This is a genomic window from Saccharopolyspora sp. NPDC002578 (genome assembly GCF_053592695.1).
The window spans coordinates 1-3673 of record NZ_JBSFWJ010000156.1 but is presented as its reverse complement, the minus strand read 5'-3'; the positions used below and the strand labels follow the sequence as shown (position 1 = coordinate 3673).

The 3673-nt window shown below is 71.5% G+C and carries 2 protein-coding genes; both read left to right on the top strand.

All coding sequences use genetic code 11. The annotated features are described in order from the left end of the window. The first annotated feature begins 299 nt into the window (after positions 1-299). The gene (locus tag ACWD38_RS30215; RefSeq protein WP_450125439.1) at positions 300-2324 is read left to right on the top strand and encodes an acetyl/propionyl/methylcrotonyl-CoA carboxylase subunit alpha; all 2025 of its coding nucleotides are present in this window, start codon (positions 300-302) and stop codon (positions 2322-2324) included. A 1-nt stretch (position 2325) separates the two neighbouring features. After that, on the top strand, positions 2326-3477 hold the full coding sequence (locus ACWD38_RS30210) for an acyl-CoA dehydrogenase family protein (RefSeq protein WP_184484505.1): 1152 nt from the start codon (positions 2326-2328) through the stop codon (positions 3475-3477). Positions 3478-3673 lie beyond the last annotated feature (196 nt).

The following is a 3673-nucleotide window of genomic DNA, read 5'->3' as shown; positions in this document are numbered from 1 at the left end:
GGTCGGTTTCGCGCCACGCCACTTCGCGCACGACGGAGAGCCCGGCGGAGTGCACCGGGCCCGCCTCGCCACCGGCGGCGGAACCGGCTTCGAGCCGAGTGGCTCCGCCACGAGGGAAAAAGCCGTCCTCGCGAGGAAACCGCTGAGAACCCGCGGGTGGTCGATCTGCGTGCGTGGTCGCTGCTCAGCGGCTCCGCCGCTGACAAGACACAGATCAAGAGATCGCGAAGCTGGTCCTCGGTGCGAGGTGTTCGGTGAACGGGATTGTTCGTGCGCGGCAACGGAATGAGGTGAGTGCGGTGGAGAGCGAGGCGGTGCCGGCTGAGGGTGGCCGGATCGACGCGGTGCTGGTGGCCAACCGCGGGGAGATCGCGGTCCGGGTGATCCGCACCCTGCGTGCGCTGGGCATTCGGGCCATCGCGGTGCACAGCGACGCCGATCGCGACGCTCGGCACGTCGCCGAAGCCGACACCTCCGTCCACATCGGACCGAGCAGTGCGGCGCAGAGCTACCTGTCCGTGCGGCGGGTCGTCGACGCGGCGGTGCGGTCCGGTGCGCAGGCCGTGCACCCGGGCTACGGATTCCTGTCCGAGAACACCGAGTTCGCGCGGGCCTGCGCCGAAGCCGGGCTCCTGTTCATCGGGCCACCGGCCGCGGCGATCGAGGCGATGGGCGACAAGATCCGCGCCAAGGCCACCGTCACCGAAGCGGGCGTGCCCGTCGTGCCCGGCCGCAGCGACCCGGGCATGACCGACGCCGACCTGGTCGACGCCGCGCACGACGTGGGGTTCCCGGTGCTGCTGAAGCCGTCCGCCGGTGGCGGCGGCAAGGGCATGCGGCTCGTCTCGGACCCCGCGGAGCTGCCCGCGCAGATCGCTTCGGCCCGGCGGGAAGCGGGCGCGGCCTTCGGCGACGACACGTTGTTCGTGGAGCGCTTCGTCGCCCGTCCCCGGCACATCGAGGTGCAGGTCCTCGCCGACGCGCACGGCGGCGTGGTGCACCTCGGCGAACGCGAGTGCAGCCTGCAGCGGCGCCACCAGAAGATCATCGAAGAGGCGCCGTCGCCGCTGCTCGACGAGCAGACCCGGCAGCGCATCGGGACAGCCGCGGTCTCCGTCGCGCGCTCGGTCGGCTACGTCGGGGCGGGCACCGTGGAGTTCATCGTCTCCGCCGACCGGCCGGAGGACTTCTTCTTCATGGAGATGAACACCCGGCTGCAGGTGGAGCACCCGGTGACCGAGCTCGTCACCATCGTCGGCGGCCGGCGCGGCTTCGACCTCGTCGAGTGGCAGGTCCGGATCGCCGCTGGCGAGCGGCTGCCGTTCGCGCAGCAGGACCTGTCGCTGGAGGGCCACGCCGCGGAGGCCCGCGTCTACGCCGAAGACCCCGCCCGCGGTTTCCTGCCCAGCGGCGGGCGGGTGCTGGCGGTGCACGAACCCACCGGTGCGCGGGTCGATTCCGGCATCGCGGCGGGCACCGTCGTCGGTTCGGACTACGACCCGATGCTGGCCAAGGTCATCACCTGGGGGCCCGATCGCGGCGCGGCGCTGCGCAGGCTCGACGCCGCGCTTGCCGAGACCGCGGTGCTGGGCGTGACCACGAACGTCGCGTTCCTGCGCGCGCTGCTCGATCACCCCGAGGTGCGCGCGGGCGAACTCGACACCGGGCTCGTCGAGCGGAACCTGGCGGAGCTCACCGCCGAGCCGGTGCACCCGGAGGTGCTGGTCGCCGCGGCGCTCGCCGACCTCGCCGCCGCCGAACCCGACGACGCCGTCGCCGACCCGTGGCAGGTGCCCGGCGGCTGGCGGCTCGGCGAACCCGCCTGGAGCACGTGGCGCTACGCCGACGCCGAGGTCCGGGTGCGCGGTCGCGCGGCCGACGCGGAGGTCTCGCTGGACGGCGAGGCGGGCCCGGCGAGCGCGGTGCTGCACGGCGACCGGCTCACCGTCACCTACCGCTCCCGCGTCCGCCGCTACCGCCGGGCGCGCGAGGGCGACACCACCTGGCTCGCCGCGGACGGCCGCACCTGGGCCGTCACCGAACACCGGCTGCTCGCCGAACGAGCCGAGCGCGGCGCCGGATCGGGCGGCGCGATCACCAGCCCGATGCCGGGCACCGTGCTGTCGGTCGAGATCAGCGCGGGCCAGGAAGTCCGAAGAGGACAGACGTTGTTCGTGGTGGAGGCGATGAAGATGGAGCACACCGTCACCGCCCCGCTGGACGGGACCGTCACCTCGGTCACCGCCCGCCCCGGAACACCGGTGGCGCTCGACGAAGCGCTCGCCGTGCTCACCGCACACCCTTCCCACCCCGAGGAGCACTGACATGATCGACCACCGGCTCGGCGAAGATCACGAAGCGCTGCGCGACTCGGTGCGGACCTTCGCGCGCAAGGAGATCGCTCCCGTCATCGGCGGCTACTACGAGCGCGAGGAGTTCCCGTACCCGCTGGTGCGGACCATGGGGTCGATGGGCCTGTTCGGGCTGCCCGTAGGCGAGGAGCACGGCGGCATGGGCGGCGATTACTTCACGCTGTGCCTGGCGCTGGAGGAGCTCGCGCGGATCGACTCGTCGGTGGCGATCACGCTCGAAGCGGGCGTGTCCCTCGGCACCATGCCGATCTACCGCTTCGGCACCGCAGAGCAGCAGCGGGAGTGGCTGCCCCGGTTGTGCGGCGCGGAGGTCCTCGGCGCGTTCGGACTCACCGAACCGGGCGGCGGTTCCGACGCCGGAGCCACCCGCACCACCGCGGTGCTCGACGGCGACGAGTGGGTCATCAACGGTTCCAAGGCGTTCATCACGAACTCCGGAACGGACATCACCGCGTTCGTCACCGTCACCGCCGTGACCGGCACCAAACCCGACGGCGGCAAGGAGATCTCCACGATCATCGTGCCCTCCGGCACGCCCGGGTTCACCGTCGCGCCCAAGTACTCCAAGGTCGGCTGGAACGCCTCCGACACCCACGAGCTGGCCTTCGACGACTGCCGGGTGCCCGCCGCGAACCTGCTCGGCGAACGCGGCCGGGGCTACGCGCAGTTCCTGTCGATCCTCAGCGAGGGCCGCATCGCCATCGCCGCGCTCGGCACGGGGCTCGCGCAGGGCTGCGTGGACGAGTGCCTGCGCTACGCGGGCGAACGCGAAGCGTTCGGCCACCACATCGGCGAGTACCAGGCGATCCAGTTCAAGATCGCCGACATGGAGCTGCGCGCGCACAACGCGCGGCTCGCCTACTACGACGCCGCGTCCCGGATGCTGCGCGGCGAACCGTTCCGCAAGCAGGCCGCGCTGGCGAAGCTCACCTCGTCCGATGCCGCGATGGACAACGCCCGCGACGCCACCCAGATCTTCGGCGGCTACGGCTTCATGAACGAAACCCCCGTGGGCCGCTTCTACCGCGACGCCAAGATCCTGGAGATCGGCGAAGGAACCAGCGAAGTCCAACGAATGCTGATCGCCCGAGAACTAGGCCTCTAACCCCCAGCGTCTCGGGCGCGGCGAAGCAACCCCGCCTTGCGGCCGAAGGCCGTGCCTGTATGCGCGTCAGCGCATAGCCCACGTCAAGAAGCCGCTCACCCGCGGGTTCTCAGTCGGTCTCTCGCGAGGACAGCTTTTTCCCTCGTGGCGGAGCCACTTGGGAAAAAGATCCCGCAGCGAGAGACCGACTGAGGTT

Bases quoted from the DNA above. Each gene is read 5' to 3' on its own strand.
- ACWD38_RS30210 (WP_184484505.1), top strand. From the start codon at position 2,326: ATGATCGACCACCGGCTCGGCGAAGATCACGAAGCGCTGCGCGACTCG.